Annotated in this window: 17 protein-coding genes and 1 riboswitch; of the genes, 8 read left to right on the forward strand and 9 right to left on the reverse strand. The window is 63.8% G+C overall.

Going from position 1 to position 20,609, the window contains the following annotated elements:
- Window positions 1-33 precede the first annotated feature (33 nt).
- On the reverse strand, window positions 34-1,122 hold the full coding sequence (locus AC0ZT5_RS11790) for a citrate synthase/methylcitrate synthase (RefSeq protein WP_488496575.1): 1,089 nt from the start codon (window positions 1,120-1,122) through the stop codon (window positions 34-36).
- 92 nt (window positions 1,123-1,214) lie between these two features.
- Between AC0ZT5_RS11790 and AC0ZT5_RS11795 the strand changes: the two genes are divergently transcribed.
- Complete coding sequence (locus AC0ZT5_RS11795; RefSeq protein WP_488496576.1) at window positions 1,215-2,357, forward strand: citrate/2-methylcitrate synthase; 1,143 nt, start codon at window positions 1,215-1,217, stop codon at window positions 2,355-2,357.
- Window positions 2,358-2,396: 39 nt separating this feature from the next.
- Here the strand turns inward: AC0ZT5_RS11795 and phaR are convergent, their stop codons facing one another.
- Window positions 2,397-3,005, reverse strand: coding sequence for a polyhydroxyalkanoate synthesis repressor PhaR (phaR, locus tag AC0ZT5_RS11800; RefSeq protein ID WP_477284943.1), 609 nt, complete (start codon window positions 3,003-3,005; stop codon window positions 2,397-2,399).
- Window positions 3,006-3,302: 297 nt separating this feature from the next.
- On the opposite strand from phaR, the gene AC0ZT5_RS11805 reads away from it, so the two are divergent.
- The 6 genes from AC0ZT5_RS11805 (at window position 3,303) to AC0ZT5_RS11830 (ending at window position 11,408) form a co-directional block, all read left to right on the forward strand.
- On the forward strand, window positions 3,303-4,481 hold the full coding sequence (locus AC0ZT5_RS11805) for an acetyl-CoA C-acetyltransferase (protein ID WP_457151519.1): 1,179 nt from the start codon (window positions 3,303-3,305) through the stop codon (window positions 4,479-4,481).
- Between the two features lie 93 nt (window positions 4,482-4,574).
- Complete coding sequence (gene phbB / locus AC0ZT5_RS11810; RefSeq protein WP_488496577.1) at window positions 4,575-5,300, forward strand: acetoacetyl-CoA reductase; 726 nt, start codon at window positions 4,575-4,577, stop codon at window positions 5,298-5,300.
- Window positions 5,301-6,074: 774 nt separating this feature from the next.
- Window positions 6,075-9,467 carry a helicase-related protein gene (locus AC0ZT5_RS11815; RefSeq protein WP_488496578.1) on the forward strand — a complete coding sequence of 1,131 codons (3,393 nt, stop codon included), beginning with the start codon at window positions 6,075-6,077 and terminating at the stop codon, window positions 9,465-9,467.
- Window positions 9,468-9,483: 16 nt separating this feature from the next.
- Window positions 9,484-9,882, forward strand: coding sequence for an RNA-binding S4 domain-containing protein (locus AC0ZT5_RS11820; protein ID WP_477284937.1), 399 nt, complete (start codon window positions 9,484-9,486; stop codon window positions 9,880-9,882).
- A 235-nt stretch (window positions 9,883-10,117) separates the two neighbouring features.
- Window positions 10,118-10,456, forward strand: a complete 339-nt coding sequence (gene fdxA / locus AC0ZT5_RS11825; protein WP_095089463.1) for a ferredoxin FdxA — start codon at window positions 10,118-10,120, stop codon at window positions 10,454-10,456.
- Between the two features lie 370 nt (window positions 10,457-10,826).
- Window positions 10,827-11,408 (forward strand): CarD family transcriptional regulator, encoded by a 582-nt coding sequence (locus AC0ZT5_RS11830; protein ID WP_111544498.1) that lies wholly within the window; start codon window positions 10,827-10,829, stop codon window positions 11,406-11,408.
- 86 nt (window positions 11,409-11,494) lie between these two features.
- Here AC0ZT5_RS11830 and AC0ZT5_RS11835 read toward each other — a convergent pair whose 3' ends face one another.
- From AC0ZT5_RS11835 to AC0ZT5_RS11845, 3 genes are all read right to left on the reverse strand, one after another.
- Window positions 11,495-12,268 carry an amino acid ABC transporter ATP-binding protein gene (locus AC0ZT5_RS11835; protein ID WP_488496579.1) on the reverse strand — a complete coding sequence of 258 codons (774 nt, stop codon included), beginning with the start codon at window positions 12,266-12,268 and terminating at the stop codon, window positions 11,495-11,497.
- Window positions 12,265-12,945: an amino acid ABC transporter permease gene (locus AC0ZT5_RS11840; protein ID WP_488496580.1), complete on the reverse strand. Its 681-nt coding sequence runs from the start codon at window positions 12,943-12,945 to the stop codon at window positions 12,265-12,267. The genes AC0ZT5_RS11835 and AC0ZT5_RS11840 overlap by 4 nt, the downstream gene beginning before the upstream one ends.
- A 136-nt stretch (window positions 12,946-13,081) precedes the next feature.
- On the reverse strand, window positions 13,082-13,855 hold the full coding sequence (locus AC0ZT5_RS11845; RefSeq protein ID WP_095089469.1) for an amino acid ABC transporter substrate-binding protein: 774 nt from the start codon (window positions 13,853-13,855) through the stop codon (window positions 13,082-13,084).
- Between the two features lie 328 nt (window positions 13,856-14,183).
- Here AC0ZT5_RS11845 and AC0ZT5_RS11850 point away from each other — a divergent pair, with 328 nt between their 5' ends.
- Entirely contained in the window at window positions 14,184-15,047 is an 864-nt protein-coding gene (locus AC0ZT5_RS11850) for an RNA polymerase factor sigma-32 (protein WP_477284930.1), read from the forward strand.
- 15 nt (window positions 15,048-15,062) lie between these two features.
- Here the strand turns inward: AC0ZT5_RS11850 and AC0ZT5_RS11855 are convergent, their stop codons facing one another.
- The 4 genes from AC0ZT5_RS11855 to thiB form a co-directional block, all read right to left on the reverse strand.
- The gene (locus AC0ZT5_RS11855; RefSeq protein WP_488496581.1) at window positions 15,063-16,532 is read right to left on the reverse strand and encodes a M48 family metalloprotease; all 1,470 of its coding nucleotides are present in this window, start codon (window positions 16,530-16,532) and stop codon (window positions 15,063-15,065) included.
- Between the two features lie 261 nt (window positions 16,533-16,793).
- Complete coding sequence (gene thiQ / locus AC0ZT5_RS11860) at window positions 16,794-17,576, reverse strand: thiamine ABC transporter ATP-binding protein (protein WP_488496582.1); 783 nt, start codon at window positions 17,574-17,576, stop codon at window positions 16,794-16,796.
- Window positions 17,569-19,194 carry a thiamine/thiamine pyrophosphate ABC transporter permease gene (gene thiP, locus AC0ZT5_RS11865; protein WP_488496583.1) on the reverse strand — a complete coding sequence of 542 codons (1,626 nt, stop codon included), beginning with the start codon at window positions 19,192-19,194 and terminating at the stop codon, window positions 17,569-17,571. The genes thiQ and thiP overlap by 8 nt, the downstream gene beginning before the upstream one ends.
- A 257-nt stretch (window positions 19,195-19,451) precedes the next feature.
- Window positions 19,452-20,450 carry a thiamine ABC transporter substrate binding subunit gene (thiB, locus tag AC0ZT5_RS11870; RefSeq protein WP_488496584.1) on the reverse strand — a complete coding sequence of 333 codons (999 nt, stop codon included), beginning with the start codon at window positions 20,448-20,450 and terminating at the stop codon, window positions 19,452-19,454.
- A 43-nt stretch (window positions 20,451-20,493) separates the two neighbouring features.
- A riboswitch (TPP riboswitch) is annotated at window positions 20,494-20,608 on the reverse strand.
- Between the last annotated feature and the right edge of the window lies 1 nt (window position 20,609).

Here is a 20,609-nt window from a genome sequence, read left to right on the forward strand (position 1 = left end):
AGAGGCGGCATCCATCGAAACAGGCAGACAGCCTCAGGCAACGAGATCCGGCACCGGCCCGACATAGCGCGACTGCGGCCGGATCAACCGTCCAGTCGTCTGCTGTTCACGGGCGTGCGCAATCCAGCCGGCGACACGCCCGGCGGCAAACACATTGCTGAATGCCTCCTTGGGGAAACCCGCGGCCTCCAGGAGCAGCGCGGTGTAGAACTCGACGTTGGTCTGCAGCGAGCGCGACGGCTTGGCGATCCGCAGCACGTCGAGCGCGGCTTGCTCCACTGTCTCCGCGAAGGCCAGCCGGCGACCGGTTTCGCTCTCGCCGCCGAGTTGCCGCACGACCGCCTTCAGCACGTCGGCACGCGGATCGCGCACGCGGTAGATGCGATGGCCGAAGCCCATTATGCGCTCGCCATGCGCGACCTCGTCGCGCAGCCAGCCGGCGGCATCGCCATGCGCCTCGATCGCATCCAGCATCTCGATCACCGGACCGGGCGCGCCGCCATGCAGCGGGCCCTTGAGCGCGCCGAGCCCGGCCAGCACGGACGATGTCAGGCCGGCCTGCGTCGACGCGACCACGCGGGTGGCGAAGGTCGAGGCATTGAGGCCATGATCGCAGACGGTCACCAGATAGGTGTCGAGCGCCTTCGCCAGCGCCGGCGAGGCGGCACGACCGCTGAGCATCCTCAACATGTCGGCGGCATGATCGGACAGGCTGTCCGGCGCGATGGGCGCCTCACCGCGCCGTAGGCGAAGCAGGGCCGTCGTCAACACCGCGGGCGCCGCAACCAGCCGTAGCGCGTCCGGCAAAGTCTCGCCGTCCGGCAGCAGCGCCATGCCGGCGCGCATGGCGCTGTAGACATCGAGCGATGCCAGCAAGGGCAGCGAGGGCAAAAGCCGCTCGAACACTTCTGCGCGCGCCTGGCCCAACGCTTGCGCCAGTTCGGCGTCGCCGGGAAGGTCTTCGAAGAAGCCATCGAGCAGCAGGCTGACCACCTGCGCGTAGCTCCAGCGTCCAGCCAGGTCCCGCAGCGAATGGCCGCGGATGGTCAGATTGCCACCAAGACCATCCACGTCGGAGAGGACGGTTTCAGCCGCCACAACGTCGTCGAGCCCATTCGCCATAGCCTGCCTCCTTGATCCATTTCCCCAGTAGAGATAATGCTAGGCAATTTGCTGATCAATCTTGATCAATATAATCAATATCGGAGTTCGATATGTCCGAGTGGTTGTCGCGGGAAGAGGCGCTGGAAAGGCTCAAGGTGCGGCCCCAGACACTCTACGCCTATGTCAGCCGCGGCCGCATCGGCATGCAACCGGACCGCGCCGACCCGCGCCGCAGCCAATATCGTGCCGACGACATAGCGGCACTGGCAACGCGAAGGGCGCGAGGACGCAGCCCGTCGGCCATCGCCGAAAGCGCCATTGCCTGGGGCGAACCGTCGATCGTCACCTCGATCTCGACCGTCTTGCACGGTCATCTTGTCTATCGTGGCCAGGACGCCGTTGCGCTTTCAGCGAGTGCCACGCTGGAAGAAACAGCGGCAGTGCTCTGGGCGCTGCCTGAACCGGTGGCCTTCCGAGCGCCGGTGCCGGATGCGGCCCACCAACCCGGCCGGGCCTCGGCCTTTGCGCAACTTGCCGTGCTTGCCGGCCAGGGGCGACCTTCACTCGGGCGCAGCGCCACCTCGCTGCATGCCGATGCCGCGCACGCGGTCGGCGTGTTGGCCAGCGCCTTGGGCGCATCAGCGGGACCGGACCCAGTTCATCGGCGATTGGCGCGGGACTGGTCGGTGGATGCAGCGGCAGCCGATGCGATCCGCCGCGCGCTCATCCTGCTCGCCGACCACGAACTCAACGCATCGACCTTCGCCGCCCGTGTCGCGGCCTCCACCGGAGCGCCGATGGCCGCTTGCCTGCTCGCTGGGTTGGCGACATTGTCAGGCCCTCGCCATGGCGGCGCCGGCGAAGCGGTGATGCAACTGGCCGAGGATGCGGGGCGGCACGGTGCCGAGGCGGCGATCCGGCGCTGGCTCAGCCATGACCGGCCTCTGCCGAGCTTCGGCCATCCGCTCTATCCCGACGGCGATCCCCGCGCGGCGGCATTGCTGAGCGTGATCGACATCGATGATCTCTCTCAATCGCTGCGTGATGCGGCCCTTGCCGCGACCGGCGCGCATCCGAACATCGACTTCGCTTTGGCCGTGCTGACACGCGGCCTTGGCTTGCCGCGCGATGCACCGTTCCGCCTGTTCGCACTCGCACGCAGCGTCGGCTGGGCCGCGCACACGATCGAACAGGTGACAAGTGGAACTGTCATCAGGCCACGCGGCCGCTATGAGGGATTGCTGCCGCGATAGCACTATGCGCCGGCTAGCGGATCTTTCGATCCGAACCGCTCACGACATCGTGTCGAGCTTGCGTTGCATGGCGGCGATCTGATCCTTCAGATCCTGAAGGTCGTCGGGCTTTTCCGGTGTTTCCTTCCTGGCCGGCTCGGCCGGGGCCGCGGCTGGCGCGGAACCCGCCGGCGGGAAGGGCGTGAACAGCCGCATCGCATTCTGGAACATTTCCATGTTGCGGCGCGTCTGCTCCTCCAGCGCCTTGATCGGCGTGGTGATCTTCATCATGTCCAGCGGCGACTTGCCGAGCGCACCCTTCATCTGCTCGCGAAAGCGTTCCTGCTCCTTGGAGAAGGCAAGCATGGACTGTTCGAGGAAGCTCGGCACGATCATCTGCATCTGGTCGCCATAATAGGCGATCAGCTGGCGCAGGAACGGGATCGGCAGCATGTTCTGCCCATCCTTGTTCTCCAGCTCGAAGATGATCTGGGTCAGCACCGGATGGGTGATATCGTCACCGGTCTTGGCATCCTGGACGGTGAACTCCTCGCCCTTCTTGACCATCTCGGCGAGGTCCTCGAGCGTCACATAGGTGCTGGTGCCTGTGTTGTAGAGGCGGCGATTGGCGTATTTCTTGATGATGATCGGATCGTCTTTCGCGGCCATCTGCATCCTCCCCGGGACACCGGCGCCCCCGAGTAAGCCGCCGGTAACGATTGTGCCTTTTTTGAGGATATGCGCAAAAGCCTCACAATTCCAAGCAGTTTGTGCACTGCGGCATCATTAAATGCTGCATAGCAGGCAAAATATGCTGCGCAGCAACGGACAGAGTAGCGCCATCGCAAGGCGCCATGTGCTTGCAGCGCATGGGCGCCATGCCCATTTCAGGTTTGACTTGGGTTCTGGAAAGGGCAAGAAAAGTCCTCAACGACAGAACAACACCCTTGAAGCCTGGAGAAGAAAATGTCCGCTTCCATCGTCATTGCCAGTGCGGCGCGCACGCCGGTCGGCTCCTTCAACGGCGCTTTCGCCACCACCCCGGCGCATGAGCTCGGTGCTATCGTCATCAAGGAACTGCTGTCGCGTGCCGGTGTCGAACCAGGCGAGGTCGACGAGGTCATCCTCGGCCAGGTGCTGACCGCCGCTCAGGGTCAGAACCCGGCCCGCCAGGCATCGATCAATGCCGGCCTGCCCAAGGAAACCACGGCCTGGGGTCTCAACCAGGTTTGCGGCTCGGGCCTGCGCGCCATTGCGCTCGGCATGCAGCAGATCGCCACCGGCGATGCCAAGGTTGTCATCGCCGGCGGACAGGAATCGATGTCGCTTTCGGCGCATGCCCAGCACCTGCGCGCCGGCGTCAAGATGGGCGACTTCAAGCTGATCGACACCATGATCAAGGACGGACTGTGGGATGCCTTCAACGGCTACCACATGGGCAACACCGCCGAAAACGTCGCTCGTCAGTTCCAGATCACCCGCGACGATCAGGACCAGTTCGCGCTCGCCTCGCAGAACAAGGCCGAGGCGGCGCAGAAGGCCGGCAAGTTCAAGGACGAGATCGTCGCCGTCACCATCAAGGGCAGGAAGGGCGACACCATTGTCGACCAGGACGAGTACATCCGCCACGGTGCCACGCTCGACGCCATGACCAAGCTGAAGCCGGCTTTCGACAAGGACGGTACGGTGACCGCCGCCAACGCCTCCGGCATCAATGACGGCGCCGCCGGTGCGGTGCTGATGAGCGAAGCGGAAGCGGTGAGGCGCGGCATCACCCCGCTGGCGCGCATCGTGTCCTGGGCAACCGCCGGCGTCGACCCGCAGATCATGGGCACCGGTCCGATACCGGCTTCGCGCAAGGCATTGGAGAAGGCCGGCTGGTCGGTCGGAGATCTCGACCTGATCGAGGCCAACGAGGCCTTTGCCGCCCAGGCTTGCGCCGTCAACAAGGACATGGGCTGGGATCCCTCGATCGTCAACGTCAATGGCGGCGCCATTGCCATCGGCCATCCGATCGGTGCTTCGGGTGCCCGCATCTTCAACACGCTGGTCTTCGAAATGCGTCGGCGCGGCGCCAAGAAAGGCCTCGCCACCCTATGCATCGGCGGCGGCATGGGCGTCGCCATGTGCGTGGAAGCGCTCTAAGGATATCACCTGAACGGGCGGCGCGAGCCGCCCGGTCGGTATGCAGTGCCTGCCAAGCCCGACAACAGGGCGATATCAAAATAGGGGAAACGCATGACCAAGGTAGCAATCGTCACAGGCGGATCGCGCGGTATCGGCGCGGCGATCTCGATAGCATTGAAGAACGCCGGCTATTCGGTTGCCGCCAACTACGCCGGCAATGACGACGCGGCGGCGAAATTCAAGGCCGAAACCGGTATCCCGGTCTACAAATGGTCGGTCGCCGACTACGATTCCTGCACCGCCGGCATCAAGCAGGTCGAGGCCGATCTCGGTCCTGTCTCGGTGCTGGTCAACAATGCCGGCATCACCCGCGACGCCATGTTCCACAAGATCACGCGCGATCAGTGGAAAGAGGTCATCGACACCAATTTGTCGGGCGTCTTCAACATGACGCATCCGCTGTGGAGCGGCATGCGCGACCGCAAGTTCGGCCGCGTCATCACCATCTCCTCGATCAACGGCCAGAAGGGCCAGGCCGGACAGGTGAATTATTCCGCCGCCAAGGCTGGCGATATCGGCTTTTCGAAGGCGCTCGCCCAGGAAGGGGCCCGCGCCGGCATCACCGTCAATGTCATCTGCCCCGGCTATATCGCCACTGAAATGGTCAAGGCGATCGACGAGAAGGTGCTCAACGAGCGCATCATCCCGCAGATCCCCGTCGGCCGCCTCGGCGAACCGGAAGAGATCGCGCGCTGCGTTGTCTTCCTCGCATCCGAAGATGCCGGCTTCATCACCGGCTCGACCATCTCAGCCAATGGCGGCCAATACTTCGCCTGAAGCATTTCACTTCGTCTGAAGCATTCCAGGAAAAGTGCGAAGCGGTTTTTTGTCCAGACGGTAGAAGCGCCGATGTGGGTGGAGAGATCGACGGACCGGCAAACCGGTCCGTCATTCGCCGGCGACTTCATGCCTTCGACCTGCCCCACGCCGGCTGGTGCCCCATTACGGCACGCAGAGGTTAACAACCACCGGCTGCCCAGTGCAAAAGTGGCTTTGCAACCTGTGGATTCTCGGTGGATAAGCTGTTCGCAACACAAGATATTGGGGTGAACAAAACGGGAAGATTCTGGCATCGCCGATTCGTAGCCGATTCGTTCCGGCTTTGAGCGGAGTGTTAACGACAACAGCTGGAATCGCCCGTCAAATCCTTAACGCCGCTTAGGAAAGATCAACAATTTCATAATCTTGGATGAGGCTGGCCAAGGCATTCCAGTCGTTCGCCGGCAAAGGTTAACGACAGAGCTCGCCCTGCATGAAACGGGCCAGTTCGTTGATTCAGCATGTGGTGAGACTCATGGTCACAAAATCCATATGTAGCCGTGAACAAAAGCTGAATCTGGTCGAGTCACTGATTCGTCTCCGATTCGTTCCAGACTCGTTCCAACTGTTAATCCGCAACCATTCTGGAGCTTGACAGGAGATGACTTCGAGCCACCGGTGGAACATTCCGCTTTCGCTTCGCGCTCGAAATCCTTATGTGTCGCCTGTCATACGCGCCACTTGAGGCACGCTCCCGACAACGAGAGGCCAGAAAGCCTTATTTCCAGGTCGATGAACATCCAGTCGAAACATACCGAGCCGCTGATCCTGTCGGGCCGTGACGTGACCGCCGTGCTTGGGCCGACCAACACCGGCAAGACTCATCTCGCCATCGAGCGCATGGTGGCGCACGACAGTGGCATCATCGGCTTGCCGCTCAGGCTGCTTGCACGTGAGGTCTATGGCCGCGTCTGCGAAAAGGTCGGCGCCCACAAGGTCGCGCTGATCACCGGCGAGGAGAAGATTCAACCGCCCGGCGCCAAATATTCGGTCTGCACCGTCGAGGCCATGCCACGCGAGACCGACGCCGCCTTCGTCGCCATCGACGAGGTGCAGTTGGCCGGCGATCTCGAGCGCGGCCACATCTTCACCGACCGCATCCTGCATCTGCGCGGCCGCCAGGAAACGCTGCTGCTGGGTGCGGCCACCATGCACGGCATCCTCCAGCGCCTGCTGAAGGGCGTGTCGGTGGTGACGCGGCCGAGGCTTTCGCATCTTGCCTATGCCGGTTCGAAGAAGCTGACGCGGCTGCCGCGGCGCACGGCGATCGTCGCCTTCTCCGCCGACGAGGTCTACGCCATCGCCGAGCTGATCCGCCGCCAGCAGGGCGGCGCCGCCGTCGTGCTCGGCGCGCTGTCGCCTCGCACCCGCAACGCCCAGGTGGCGCTGTTCCAGTCGGGCGACGTCGACTATCTCATCGCCACCGACGCCATCGGCATGGGTCTCAACCTTGATCTCGATCATGTCGCCTTCGCCCAGAACCGCAAGTTCGACGGCTATCAGTATCGCAACCTGACGGCGGCCGAGCTTGGCCAGATCGCCGGCCGCGCCGGCCGGCATCTGCGCGACGGCACCTTTGGCGTCACCGGCCAGGTCGATCCGCTGGACGAGGATCTGGTCAAGAAGATCGAAGGCCACGACTTCGACCCTGTGAAGGTGCTGCAGTGGCGCACCGCGCATTTCGACTTCGCCAGTCTCGATGCGCTGAAACGCTCGATCGAGACCAACGCCCCGGTCGAGGGGCTGACGCGGGCACTGCCTGCCGTCGATGCGCAGGCGCTCGAGCACCTGTCGCGCGACGAGGATATCCGCGCACTCGCCACCAATGCCAAACGCGTGGCGCTGCTGTGGGAAGCCTGCGCGCTGCCCGACTACCGCAAGATCGCGCCGGCCCAGCATGCCGACCTCATTGCTTCGATCTATACGGACCTCGCCCGGCATGGCCATGTCGACGAAAATTACATGGCCGAACAGGTGCGCCGCGCCGACACCACCGAAGGCGACATCGACACGCTGTCGCATCGCATTGCCCAGATCCGCACCTGGACATTCGTGTCGAACCGGCCCGGCTGGCTGGCCGATCAGGCACACTGGCAGGAAAAGACGCGCGAAATCGAAGACAGATTGTCGGATGCGCTGCATGAGCGGTTGACGAAACGCTTCGTAGACCGCAGGACTTCCGTCCTCATGCGGCGCCTTAGAGAAAATACCATGCCTGAAGCCGAAATTAGTCCTACCGGAACCGTCCTTGTCGAAGGCCATCATGTCGGCGAGTTGCAAGGGTTCCGCTTCACCGCCGACCAGACCGCCGGCGGCGAAGACGCCAAGGCTGTGCGCACCGCCGCCCAGAAGGCGCTGGCCGCCGAATTCGAGGCGCGCGCCGAACGCTTCGGCGCTAGCGCCAATGGCGATATCGCGCTTGGCTCGGATGGCACGCTGCGCTGGATCGGCGCGCCGATCGGCACTCTGGTTGCCGGCGAAGACACGCTGAAGCCGCGCCTCGTGCTGCTGGCCGACGAACAGTTGACCGGCCCGGCGCGCGACAAGGTCGCGGCGCGTGCCGAGCGTTTCGTCAATTTCCAGATCGAGTTGCTGCTGAAGCCGCTGGTCGACCTGAAGAACGCCGACCAGATTGCCGGCATCGGCCGCGGCATCGCCTTCCAGCTGGTCGAGAATTTCGGCCTCATCAACCGCCGCGACATTGCCGAGGAGATGAAGTCGCTCGACCAGGAGGGCCGTGCAGCCCTTCGACGGCTCGGCGTGCGCTTCGGCGCCTACCATGTCTTCGTGCCGGCGCTGATCAAGCCGGCGCCAGCCGGACTGGTGACCTTGCTGTGGGCGCTGAAGAACGACGGCAAGGACAAGCCGGGCTTTGGCGACGTGGTCCATGCCCTCGCCTCCGGCCGCACCTCGGTGGTCATCGATCCGGCTTTCGACAAGACCTTCTACAAGCTTGCCGGCTACCGCAATCTGGGCCGCCGCGCCGTGCGCATCGACATTCTGGAGCGGTTGGCGGATCTGATCCGCCCGGCGACCAACTGGAAGCCTGGTCTCGGCCAAAGGCCGGACGGCGCCTATGACGGCCAGTCCTTCATGGTGACGCCGCCGATGATGTCGATCCTCGGTGCCACCGCCGACGACATGGAAGAGATCCTGAAAGGTCTCGGCTATCGTTCCGAACCGAAGCCGGCCGTCGAGGTCAAGGCGCGGCTCGAAGCGCAGGACAATGCCGCGCGCGAAGCAGCGGCAGCGAAGGCCGCGGCTGAAGAGGCTGCACGAGCCGAGCAGGCCAAGGCGGCGGAAGCCGTGGCGGTCGATGCAGTCGCGAAGGTTTCGGTCGATGGCTCGGAGCTCGCTGCCCCTGTTGAGGCCGTCGCCGAAACTCCCGCCGAAGTCGTCGCGGAAGCGGCCGAGCCGGTCGCGGAAGAACAACCCGAGGCGCCAGCCGAAGCCACGCAAGAAGCCGCAACAGAGGCCGTCGCCGAAGTGGCCGCCGAACCCGTGCTGGTTGCCGAGCCAGAGGCGGAAGCCGAACCTGTAGCGGCCGCATCGGCAGAGGCAGTTTCCGAAGCTGCGCCAGCAGCGGAAGCGGCGGCGGACGAGCCTATCTTGGTGGCCGATTCAGCCTCCAGCGAGCCCGTTCCGGAAGCCGAGGCGCCAAAGCCGATCCTGTTGTGGCGCCAGGGCCGTTTCGAACAGCGCCCCCGCCATCCCGGTCGCAACAATCGCTCGCGCAACGGACAGGCGCGCGGCCGGAACGACGCGCCTGCGGATGCCGCCGGCACGCCAGCGGCAGCGACGCCCGGAGAACGTCCGGCTCATGAGGGACGGCGGGACGGCACAGGCAAGCCGCGCTTCGACCGCTCCAAGTTCAAGCCCAAGCCGCAGGGCGAGGGTGAGCAACGGCGTGAAGGCCGCCCACAGGGCGAGCGTCCCGACCGCCGCGAAGGCCGGCCCGACTGGAAGGGCGGCAGGCCGGATGGCAAGGGTGGCGGCCCAGATCGGGCCAAGGGGGGCGGAAAGCCAGCTTTCCAGCCAAAGCCGCGCGAGGAGCGCCCGGTGCGCTTCGATCCGGACTCGCCCTTCGCCAAGCTCGCCGCTTTGCGCGACCAGCTGAAGAAGTAGGCTCGGGCTCGCGTCGATGGTTGCCCCAACGGCTGCCCGAGACCGCCAGCGCATCGACAAATGGCTGTTCTTTTCGCGCGCCGTGAAATCGCGGTCGCTGGCGGCGAAACTAGTGGTCGCCGGCCGGGTTCGCATCAATCGCGACAAAGCAGCGCAGGCCTCCGATCTGGTCAAGCCTGGAGACGTGCTGACCATCACACTTGATCGTCGCATCTTCGTCTGGAAGGTGCTGAACGCCGGCGTGCGGCGTGGCCCTGCCGAGGAGGCCCGCACGCTGTACGAGGATATCTCGCCGCCGCCCGCGCCGAAGGGCGAAGCCCCTCCCGATGCAATTCCGGCGCTGCGCGAGGCCGGCAGCGGCCGCCCGACGAAGAAGGAACGCCGCCAGACCGACCGCTTGCTTGGCGATGACTGATGTGTCGGCCAGAAAAGTGCGTAACGATTTTGGCGCAACGACACGCACAAAACGAACCCTGAACCCGGCAAAAACGACACTTCGCAGGACATGACCGATCCCTGCCGGGCCTGCCGTCTGGAATTCCATTTCGGAAACGCCGATGCCGCCAGGCATGGCTGCCCTTGCAAGCGGCGGATAAAGGCGTTACCTCACGGAAAAAGCCCAACAAAATGGGACGTTCCGGAGCCGACCGATGACCTATGTCGTGACCGACAATTGCATCAAATGCAAATACATGGACTGCATCGAGGTCTGTCCGGTCGATTGTTTCTACGAAGGCGAGAACATGCTCGTCATCCATCCCGACGAGTGCATCGACTGCGGTGTCTGCGAGCCGGAATGCCCGGCCGACGCGATCAAGCCAGACACCGAGTCGGGGCTCGACAAATGGTTGCAGATCAACACCGAATACGCCGAGAAATGGCCCAATATCACCGCCAAGAAGGAACCTCCGGCCGACGCCAAATCCTTCGACGGCGAGGCCGGTAAATTCGAGAAATACTTCTCGGCCGAGCCCGGCGAAGGCGATTGACAACAGGTCCACAAAGGCCCGTATTACGTTGGGTAAGAGGCAGGTCACATTAAGCGTCTTGACAGGCGGCGCCTAACTGTGGCCTTCGCTGATGCAGCAAAACCTTGATTCTTCCGACTTTTTGTGTTACATCAGTCAAACATGCCGGTGACACAACGTCGATTTATGGCGCAGACGCCCCAAATCACTGAAAGGTGAAAAACTCATTCCGGACCAGAGCGATCTGGGCCAGGCGGTCGCACTATTGCGGTTTGCCGGTCCCGGCTTTTCCGGATGGGTTCATCTGTTGTGCGGCTAACGGTCGGTTTCCCCGATCGCGCGAGTTCGGGCCGGCAGGACGCCGGTACCACAACAAGGAGTTCAGGGCGCAATGGCAACGATAACCCCGCAGAAGAAGTCCTCCGCTGCGCGTCACGGTTTCAAGACCGGTGAGTATATTGTCTATCCGGCGCATGGCGTCGGCCAGATCGTCTCGATCGACGAGCAGGAAGTCGCTGGGCATAAGCTGGAACTGTTCGTCATCGACTTCCAGAAGGACAAGATGCGCCTGAAGGTGCCGGTCGCCAAGGCGACCTCCATCGGCATGCGTAAGCTGTCGGAAGAGGATTATGTCGAGCGCGCGCTGAAAGTCGTGCAGGGGCGCGCCCGCGTGAAGCGCACCATGTGGTCGCGCCGCGCCCAGGAATATGATGCGAAGATCAATTCCGGCGACCTGATCTCGATCTCGGAAGTTGTGCGCGACCTCTACCGCGCCGACAACCAGCCCGAGCAGTCCTATTCCGAACGCCAGCTCTACGAGGCGGCACTCGACCGCATGGCCCGCGAGATCGCGGCCGTCAACCGCATGTCGGAAACCGAAGCCGTGCGCCTGATCGAGGTCAACCTCAACAAGGGCCCTAAGCGGGGCGCCAAGGCCGACAACGAGGAAGCCGAGCAGGAAGAAGCTGCCTGAGGCTTTTCACCTGCGAATCCATGAAAAACCCGGCCTCGTGCCGGGTTTTTTGTTTCTGGGAAGATCGGCTGAAACGAGGGCGGCGCCTACGCCTCGCCGCCACCCTCCTTCTCCGCCTCTTGCTTCAGCGTCGCAATGAAACGCTTGGTCCGCTGGCGTTCCGGATTGCCGAACAACACGGCCGCCGGGCCTTTCTCGACGATGACGCCGGCATCGAGGAAGACCACCTCCTGCGCGATCTTGGAGGCGAGGCGCAGATCATGCGTCGCCATCACCATGGTCGTCCCTTCGCTGGCGAGCTTGCCGAGCACGTCGACCACCTCTTGCGCCAGTTCCGGGTCGAGCGCCGAGGTCGGCTCGTCGCACAGCAGCACTTTCGGCGACGGGGCGAGCGCGCGAGCGATCGCCACGCGCTGTTGTTGACCGCCCGACAGGGTTGCCGGCCAGGCGTCGGCCTTGTGTGCCATGCCGACCTTTTCCAGCAAAGCGAGCGCCCGCTCGCGCGCCCGCTCCGTCGGCCATTTCAGCACCGTCACCAGTCCTTCCATGACATTCTCAATCGCGGTGCGATGCGGAAACAGCTGGAAGTTCTGGAACACCATGCCGGTCTGCAGGCGCAGGCGCTGGATGTCCCTGGCCGGGACCTTGCCGTCAGGGCGGAATTCGAGCGTCTCGTCACCGATCCGCACTGTACCCGATGTCGGGATCTCCAGCAGGTTGATGCAGCGCAGCAGCGTGCTCTTGCCGCCGCCCGAAGGGCCGACCAGCGCCGTCACGCTGCCCTCGGCGATGGTGACCGTCACGCCCTTCAGCACGAGATTGTCGCCGAAGCGCTTTTCGATGTTGGTGAGGCCGATCATGAGCGCGCCTCCAGGAAGCCGCCGTAGCGGTTGAGCCGTTCTTCCAGCCGCGTCTGCAAGGCCGACAGCACTGAGCTCATCGCCAGATAGAGGATCGCCGCCTCGACATAGAGGATCAGCGGCTCATAGGTGGTGGCGACGATGCGCTGCGCCGCCTGGAACATTTCCGGCACGGTGATGGCGGCGGCCAGCGACGTATCCTTGACCAGCGAGATGAAGGTGTTGGAGAGCGGCGGCACCGCCACCCGTCCGGCTTGCGGCAGGATTGTGCGCCGCATCGCCTGGCTCCAGGTCATGCCAATCGAATAGGCGGCTTCCCACTGGCCTTTCGGCACCGAGCCTATTGCCGCGCGGATGATTTCCGACGTGTAGGCGCCGATGTTGAGCGTGAAGCCGATCAACGCGGCGGTGAAGGCGTCGAGCAGGATGCCGACCGACGGCAGGCCGTAAAAGATCAGGAACAGTTGCACCAGCAGGGGCGTGCCGCGGAAGATCCAGACATAGAAGCGCACAAGCGCGACCAGCGGTTTTGGACCGAACAGCCGGGAAATGGCTGCGCCGAGGCCGACCGTCAGGCCGAGAACGAAGGACAGCAGTGTCAGTGGCACGGTGAAGATCAGGGCCGCCCACAACAGCGAAGGCAGCGACTCCAGCATCAGTTGCAGCCAGTGCGGCACGTAAGACCCTCCAGATGGTCGAGGCGGCTTGATCGGGCGCGAATGCGATCGACATATCACGACAAAAGCGGCGGACCGTCAAAGACGGCTCGCCGCTTGATATCTCATCGGCCGGTGACCGGCCTCGCCACTTAGATTACTTCGAAACGTCCTGGCCGAAATAAGTGTCGGCGATCTTCTTGTAGGTGCCATCGGCCTTGATGTCGGCCAGCGCCTTGTTGATCGCCGCAACCAGTTCCGGATCGCCCTTGCGCACGATGACGCCGGAATAGTCGGCGTTTTCCTCTTGCGCGGCGATCTTCACATTGGCGTCGGGCTTGTGCTTCTTGAAGTCGAGGAACGACAGGCTGTCATTGATGGTGGCGTCGGCACGGCCGGTCAGAAGCAGCTGGATCGACTGGTCGAAGCCGTCGGTGCCGACGAGTTCGGCGCCGTTGGTCTCTGCGAGCTTGCCGAAATTCGAGGTCAGCGACTGCGCCGACTTCTTGCCCTTGAGATCGGCGAAGGTCTTGATGTCGGTGTTGTCGCCGCGCACGATCAGCACCGCCTTGGAGGCGATGTAGGGATCGGAGAAGTCATATTTGGCCTTGCGCGCGTCGGTGATGCCGACTTCGTTGATGACGGTATCATAGCGATTGGCGTCGAGACCGGCGATCAGCCCGTCCCACTTGCCTTCGAGGAACTCGGCCTTGACGCCGAGCTTGTCGGCGATGGCCTTGGCGATTTCGACGTCGAAGCCGACCAGCGCGCCGGAAGTGTCATGATAGGTGAACGGCGCATAGGTGCCTTCCGTACCGACCTTGATGACGCCCGCCTGCTTGATCTGGTCGAGATTGGCGCCGGCATGGCCTGACGTGACGGCCAGAGCCTGCAGCGTTCCGGCGACGATAAGCGACTTGAGCCATTTCATTTTTCTGTGATCCCGTCTTTGGCCGGCTGTCCGGCATGTTGTGAGGGTTGGAAACTGACAGATACAAGTCAGAAAAATAAGGAACAGGATTTCAAAAACAACCAACTTCTGAAATCAGATTCTCGAAATAGTGCTTTTTGGTCGCAATCGGCAGGGTCGCCGATCATCGCCGAGATCCCTCAGGCAACAAATCCAGCCGCCAACGGCTACGGAACCATTTTCCTGCATGGCACGTTCTGGATTTCTAGGGCACGACGCTGCGATTTCAACCCAGGCGCCCTGCCAAGTTTGCAAAGTCATCCGCATCGCCTGAGTCAGGGAGCGCCTCATGATGGAAGACACTGCAGGACGGATCATGGTCCGCGCCGCAATGAGGGCTCCCTACCTCGAACGGGAGGAAGAGCACCGGCTCGCCTTGCGCTGGAAAGAAGACAACGACCAGAACGCGCTGCACAGCATCACGGTTGCACATATGCGGCTGGTCATTTCCATGGCTTCCAAATTCCGCCACTACGGTCTGCCGCTCGGCGATCTGATCCAGGAAGGGCATGTCGGCCTGCTTGAGGCGGCCGCCCGCTTCGAGCCCGAGCGCGAGGTACGGTTTTCGACCTACGCGACGTGGTGGATCCGCGCCTCGATGCAGGACTACATCCTGCGCAACTGGTCGATCGTGCGCGGCGGCACCAGCTCGGCGCAGAAGGCTCTTTTCTTCAACCTGCGCCGCTTGCGCGCGCGGCTGGCCAACGGCACCGAACCGCTGTCGAACGCAACGCTCTATCGCGAGGTATCGGAAGCGCTCGGCGTCTCCGAGGCCGACGTGGCGATGATGGATTCGCGGCTGTCGGCGCCCGACTCCTCGCTCAACATGCCGGTTGCCGATGACGCGGGTTCGAACGAGCGTATGGATTTCCTCGTCTCGGACGATCCTCTGCCCGACGAAGTCGTCGGCGACACGATCGATGTTGAGCGCCGCTCCGTGTGGTTGAAAGCGGCGCTCGCCGCCCTCAACGCCCGCGAGCTCCGGATCATCGAGGAACGCCGGCTGAGCGACGAAGGCGCAACGCTGGAAGCGCTTGGCGAGACGCTTGGCATCTCCAAGGAACGCGTCCGCCAGATCGAGGCGCGTGCCATGGAGAAGCTCAAGGTGGCGCTGGTGAAGCAGAATCCGGAATTTCTGGCGACTGCCGCCTGACCCGCAGCAGGCGCCTTACTTGTCGGTGACGATCTTGACCTTATCGCCGGCCGAGACTGCGGCACCCGGCGACAGCGCGTTCAATACGCGGAACAGGTCGAGCTTGCGGTCGACACCAACCATCTGGGCGGAAAGCGAACCCATCGTCTGGCCGGGTTGAACGGTGACGACGCGGATATGCAGCGGCTTCAGCGCCGCCTTTTCCGCGGCACTGAGGATTCGAAACGATCCGCTCACCGAACGCGCCACCGCATCCAGCGAGGTGCTGGCCGACGGTGCCGCGGTCAGCAGCCGGTAAACCTGGCCGCCGGCGCGGATCACGGCAATGTCGAACTGCCAGCCTTCGGCGCCGGCATGCGCGGTCGCCGCCTCGTTGCCGTTGATCGTTTCCTGCTTGACGGTGCTGTCGTCGAGACCAGCCACCCAGCCGCTGCGGATATAGTCGGTGAGCGCCCTGTTCTTGTCGATTGAAACACCGTCGAAACGGATCGCCATGTCACCAGGCCCGGTTGCCGTCACCGCCGCCGCCGAATTGTCGATGATGAAGCCCTGCGGCACCGAGAAGGACACGCCGAGGCCCGGATGCAGGAAGGTTTCGCCGCGCACATAGCCTTCTTCCGGCGTGTCGCCATAGAGCAGGCCGTCTATGCCGGCGAGGAAGGAATCGCGGTCGCGGGTGCCGAAGCCGGGCGCGCCGAACTGGCGGGCATGGCGCTGCGCCAAATCGATGCGCTGCGGCGTGTTGGGGTGAGTGGCCAGGAAGTCGAGGCTGGCGTCGGTGGCGCCGCTGATCGAGCGGAAGTCGGTATAGGCCGACATCGACTGCAGGAAGCGGCCGGCGGCGAAAGGATCGTAGCCGGCTTCGCCGATCGACTTGATGCCGATGGCGTCCGCCTCCAGCTCCTGGTTGCGCGAGAATTGCGCCAGCCTCAGCTTGCCGCGGATCAGCGCCGCCTTGGCGGTCGGGCTGTCGCCGAGCACATCGGAGACCACCTTGGTCGCCAGGCCTTCCTCAGCTTCCAGCTGCTGGCGCTGCAAGCCATGGTTGGCGGTGACGTGGCCCATCTCATGCGCGATGACCGCGGCCAGCTCGGCCGAATCATTGGCCAGCGCCAGCAGACCGCGCGTGATGTAGAGATAACCGCCCGGCAGCGCGAAGGCGTTGACGTTGGGCGAATTAAGAATGGTGATGCGATAGGTTTGCGTCGGATTGGCCGACACGACAGTCAGATTGCCGACCACCTTGGCGACCATGCGCTCGAGCTTGGGATCGGAATATTCGCCGCCATAGGTCGCCAGGATGCGCGGATGCTGCGCCTTGGCCAGTTCGGCGAGCTTGCTGTTGGCGGCGACATTGTCGACGGTGATCGGCCTGTCGGAAGGCTGGAAGCCGGATTCCTGAACTTCGGGAGGCGTGAACATCTGGCAGCTCGCCAGCACCACGGCAAAGCCGGCCAGCGCGAGAAAGCGCGCCAGCGGATTCATTCGTAGTTTGTCAACGCCGATCGCCAGAACGGCTTCCTTTCGGGTCCCGGCGCATGACCACGAAAATCGGGGGCGATCTTCGGAAAATGTCATGCGCTATCTCAAACTGCTGCAGCATCCGTCGCGCGTCCCCTCGAGGGGCGAGCGGCGGATGCTGCAGGCAAATCACGGCCTATGCCGGACCAGTAGGGCGGACCTAGCCACACTCCTCCAGTCATGGCAAGCAAGCGCCGCATCGCCTGGAGCCGGTTTGACCGTAAATTATGTCCGCTTCCGGGCAACATCTCGTGATACGGCATCGCCGTCACCCGCGCCGATATAGCGCCGGAACACTTCCGGACCAGCCCCGGTGAAGAAATCGTCCGCCTTTCCGGTTGCCGCGACAACGCCATTGTCCAGAAACACCACGTGCTCGCTGATTCGGCGGGCATCCTCCGGCTGGTGGGTGACGAACAGCACCGTCATGCCTCGTTCTGCGTGCAGCGTGGCGACCAGATCCAGCATGTCGTCGCGCAGCGCCGGTCCGAGCGAGGCGAAGGGTTCGTCGAGCAGGAGCACCGGCCGGTCGCGGACCAGGACCCGGGCCAGGGCGACGCGCTGGCGCTCACCGCCGGAGAGTTCGCGCGGCAGGCGCTTTTCCTTGCGGGCAAGGCCGGTGCGTTCGAGCGCCTCGGCGATCGCGGCGCGGTCCGTTCCGTTGAGCCGCAAGGATGGCGAGCGGCCGAGCCCGACATTCTGTTCGACTGAGAGATGGGCGAAGAGATTGTTTTCCTGGAACACCATCGACACCGGCCGCGCTGACGGTGGCTCGGCGCTGACATCGGCCCCGCCGATCAGCACGCGGCCCGACTGCGGCGTCTCGAAGCCTGCCACAAGGTTGAGCAGTGTCGACTTGCCAGAACCGCTCGGCCCCATGATGGCGGTGATTTTCGCCGCGGCGAAATCGACATCAAAAGCGAGCGGCGCCTCGCCATAGCTGAACGACACCTGGTCCAGCCGCACCGGGGCGCCCTTTTCAGGCCTGCTGGCCACCCCGTCAGGCATCCCGGTTCTTCTCCGTTCCCAGCCAGTGCGCCGCCATGATCAACGCGAGGCAGACGAGGCCGAGCAGCAGCGCCAGGCCGGCGGCGTCCTGCGTGCGGTAGCTGCCCATGCGCGCCAACAATAGGTAGGGCAAGGTCTGCACCGAATCACTGCCAAACAGCGCGATGACGCCGAGATCGCCGAGCGACAGCGCCATGGCGAAAGCAAAGGCGGTGGCGAGCGGCCGCCGCAGCGACGGCCAGTCGACCAGCATCAACCGGTTCCAGCCCGTGATGCCGAGCTGCTCACAGAGCCGTTCGTGACGCTCGCTCGCCGCATCATAGGCGGGACGGACAGCGCGCAGCGCGAAGGGCATCGCCATCACCGCGTTGACGGTGACGACCATGACCGGGGCGATGGCAAAGACATCGCCGACATGGCGCAGCAACAGGAACCAGCCGGCGCCGACGACGATCGGCGGCACGACGAGGACAAAACCGGCGCCGGTATCGGCGACGTGTTCGAGCATCGTCTTCGCGCCGGAGCGGCGGTTCAGCGCCAGCGCCCGGCGTGCCATGGTCAGCGCCAGCGACAGCGCCACGGAAAGCAGTGCCGACAGGAAGGCGAGCACCGCGCTGGTCAGCGTCGCCTGCCGCACGACGACCTCGCCGGCAAGCCGGCCGAGATTGGCGCTAAGCCCGGCCATCACCGTGGCCGCCATCGGTCCGACGACGAACAGCAGCGCCAGCACGATGAGCACGACGTTCAGCAAGGTCTCGGTCCCATTGACGGAGAGGTAGCGGCGCGGCGCCACCGGCAGGTTGGTGTCGCCGACCACATTGGCGCCAAGCCGCGTCAGCGCCAGCACGACGACAAACGTCAAGGCAATCTGCAGCAAGGTCAGCGTGACCGCCCGCGCGGGATCGAAATCGAACCGCAGCGCCTGGTAGATGCCGACCTCCAGCGTCGTCGCGGCCGGCCCGCCGCCGAGCGTCAGCACGATCGTGAACGAGGTGATGCAGAGCATGAAGACAAGCCCGGCGACGCCAGGCAGGGCCGCGCGGAGCGTCGGCCATTCGATCAGCCGGAACGCCGGCCGTGCGCCCATGCCGAGCTGGCTGGCCAACCGCCACTGATCGGCGGGAATGGTCTGCAATGCCTCAAGGAACAGCCGCACGCTGAGCGGCAGGTTGAAGAAGACATGCGCGACGAGAATGCCGGACAGGCCATAGATGCCCGGCCAGTTCCCGCCGCCGATCATCGCGAACACGCCGGCAAAATAGCCGGCGCGGCCATAGAGAGCCAGAATGCCGAGTGCCGCGACGATGGCCGGCAGCGCCAATGGTACGGCAAACAGCTGCAGGATGAAGGCGCGGCCAGGGAAGCGTGGATGCCGCGACAGCGCGCGCGCCACCAACAGCGCCGGCCCGACCGAAAGCAGCGTCGAGAGCGCCGCTTGCCACAGGGTAAAGCGAACGACGCGCAGCAGGTAGGGATCGAAGGCCGCCCAGGCGCCGGAGAATTCGTGAGCGCCTTCGAAAAGCAGTCCGGCAAACGCGCCGCCGATCAGCAGCGCGATGGCGGCGAGCGCAATGATGCCGGCGGTGATGCGGGGGTCAGTTGGATGGCGCGTGGGCATGTCGCGCTACCCAACGCTGTCATGGGTGTCAATTGATTGAAATGCTTGGCTAAGGTCTAGTTCCCGCCCACCCCCCTCTGTCCTACCGGACATCTCCCCCGCAAGGGGGGAGATTGCTCGTTTCGCCACCCAGGCCAATTTCCAAAATGGCAGGAATGAGCGAGGCGACAGAGCTGCCGATCTCCCTCCTTGCGGGGGAGATGGCCGGCAGGCCAGAGGGGGGTGACTTGGCACAAACATATGGCGAAGCTTGAATCCTACTTGCTCATCGCCGCCAGCCATTCATCGACCCAGGCCTTGCGGTTGGCGGCGACCTCTTCGGGGCTGAACAGCAAGGTCTTGGTCGGCTTGACCAATTTGTCGAAGGCCGGGTTGAGCGGCTTGTCGGTCTTGCCGGCCGGGAACATCCAGTTGGTCTCGGGGATGGCATCCTGGAATTTCGGCCCGGTCATGAAGGCCAGGAACTTTTCCGCAAGCGGGTTTTTCGCCCCGGTCGTGGTGATGCCGGCAACCTCGATCTGCAGATATTCGCCCTCTTCGAACGACGCTGCCTGGTAGCGCTCGGTGTTCTCGGCGACCATGTGATAAGCCGGCGACGTGGTGTAGGACAGCACCATCGGCGCCTCGCCCTTGGTAAACAGGCCATAGGCCTCGCTCCAGCCGGGCGTGACGGTCAGAACTTTCGATTTGAGCTTGGCCCAGGCCTCCGGCGCCTTGTCGCCATAGACCGACTTCACCCACAACAGCAGGCCAAGGCCCGGTGTCGAGGTGCGCGGATCCTGGATGACGATCTTGTCGTCGGCGCTGCCTTCGACCAGGTCCTTCAGGCTCTTCGGCGGGGTCTTTAGCTTTTCAGTGTCGTAGACAACGGCGAAATAGCCATAGTCGAAAGGTACGAAAGTATCGTCGCTCCAGCCGCCCGGCACATTGACGTCGGACACAGCGCCATGCGGCGCAAACAGGCCGGTAGCCTTGGCATCGGCGGTGAGATTGGTGTCGAGCCCCAGCACGATGTCGGCCTTGGTCGACGCCCCTTCCAGCCTGACGCGGTTGAGCAGCGCGACACCATCGGCGACGGAGACGAAGTCGACATCGCAGCCGCATTCGGCCTCGAATTCCTTCTTCACCACGGGACCCGGACCCCAGTCGGCGGTGAAACTCTCATAGGTGTAGACGGTGAGCTTGTCCTTGGCCAAGGCAGGTCCGGACAGGGCCACGACCATGGCTGAGGCAAGGGAGTAGAAAAGCGTGCGCATCGGCGCCTCCTTCGTTCGAATTGAAAGGAATTGAGGCGCCGGACTGTCCGAAACGTCTAATCCCTCCGCCGGTACAAACCGGATCAGGTTCAGCGGGTTGGCGAGATTGCCTCTCAGCCGGTCCGCGAAGATCGCGTCCGGCACCCCGTTAGAGCGTTT

It is taken from the genome of Mesorhizobium sp. CNPSo 4670 (assembly GCF_057784235.1).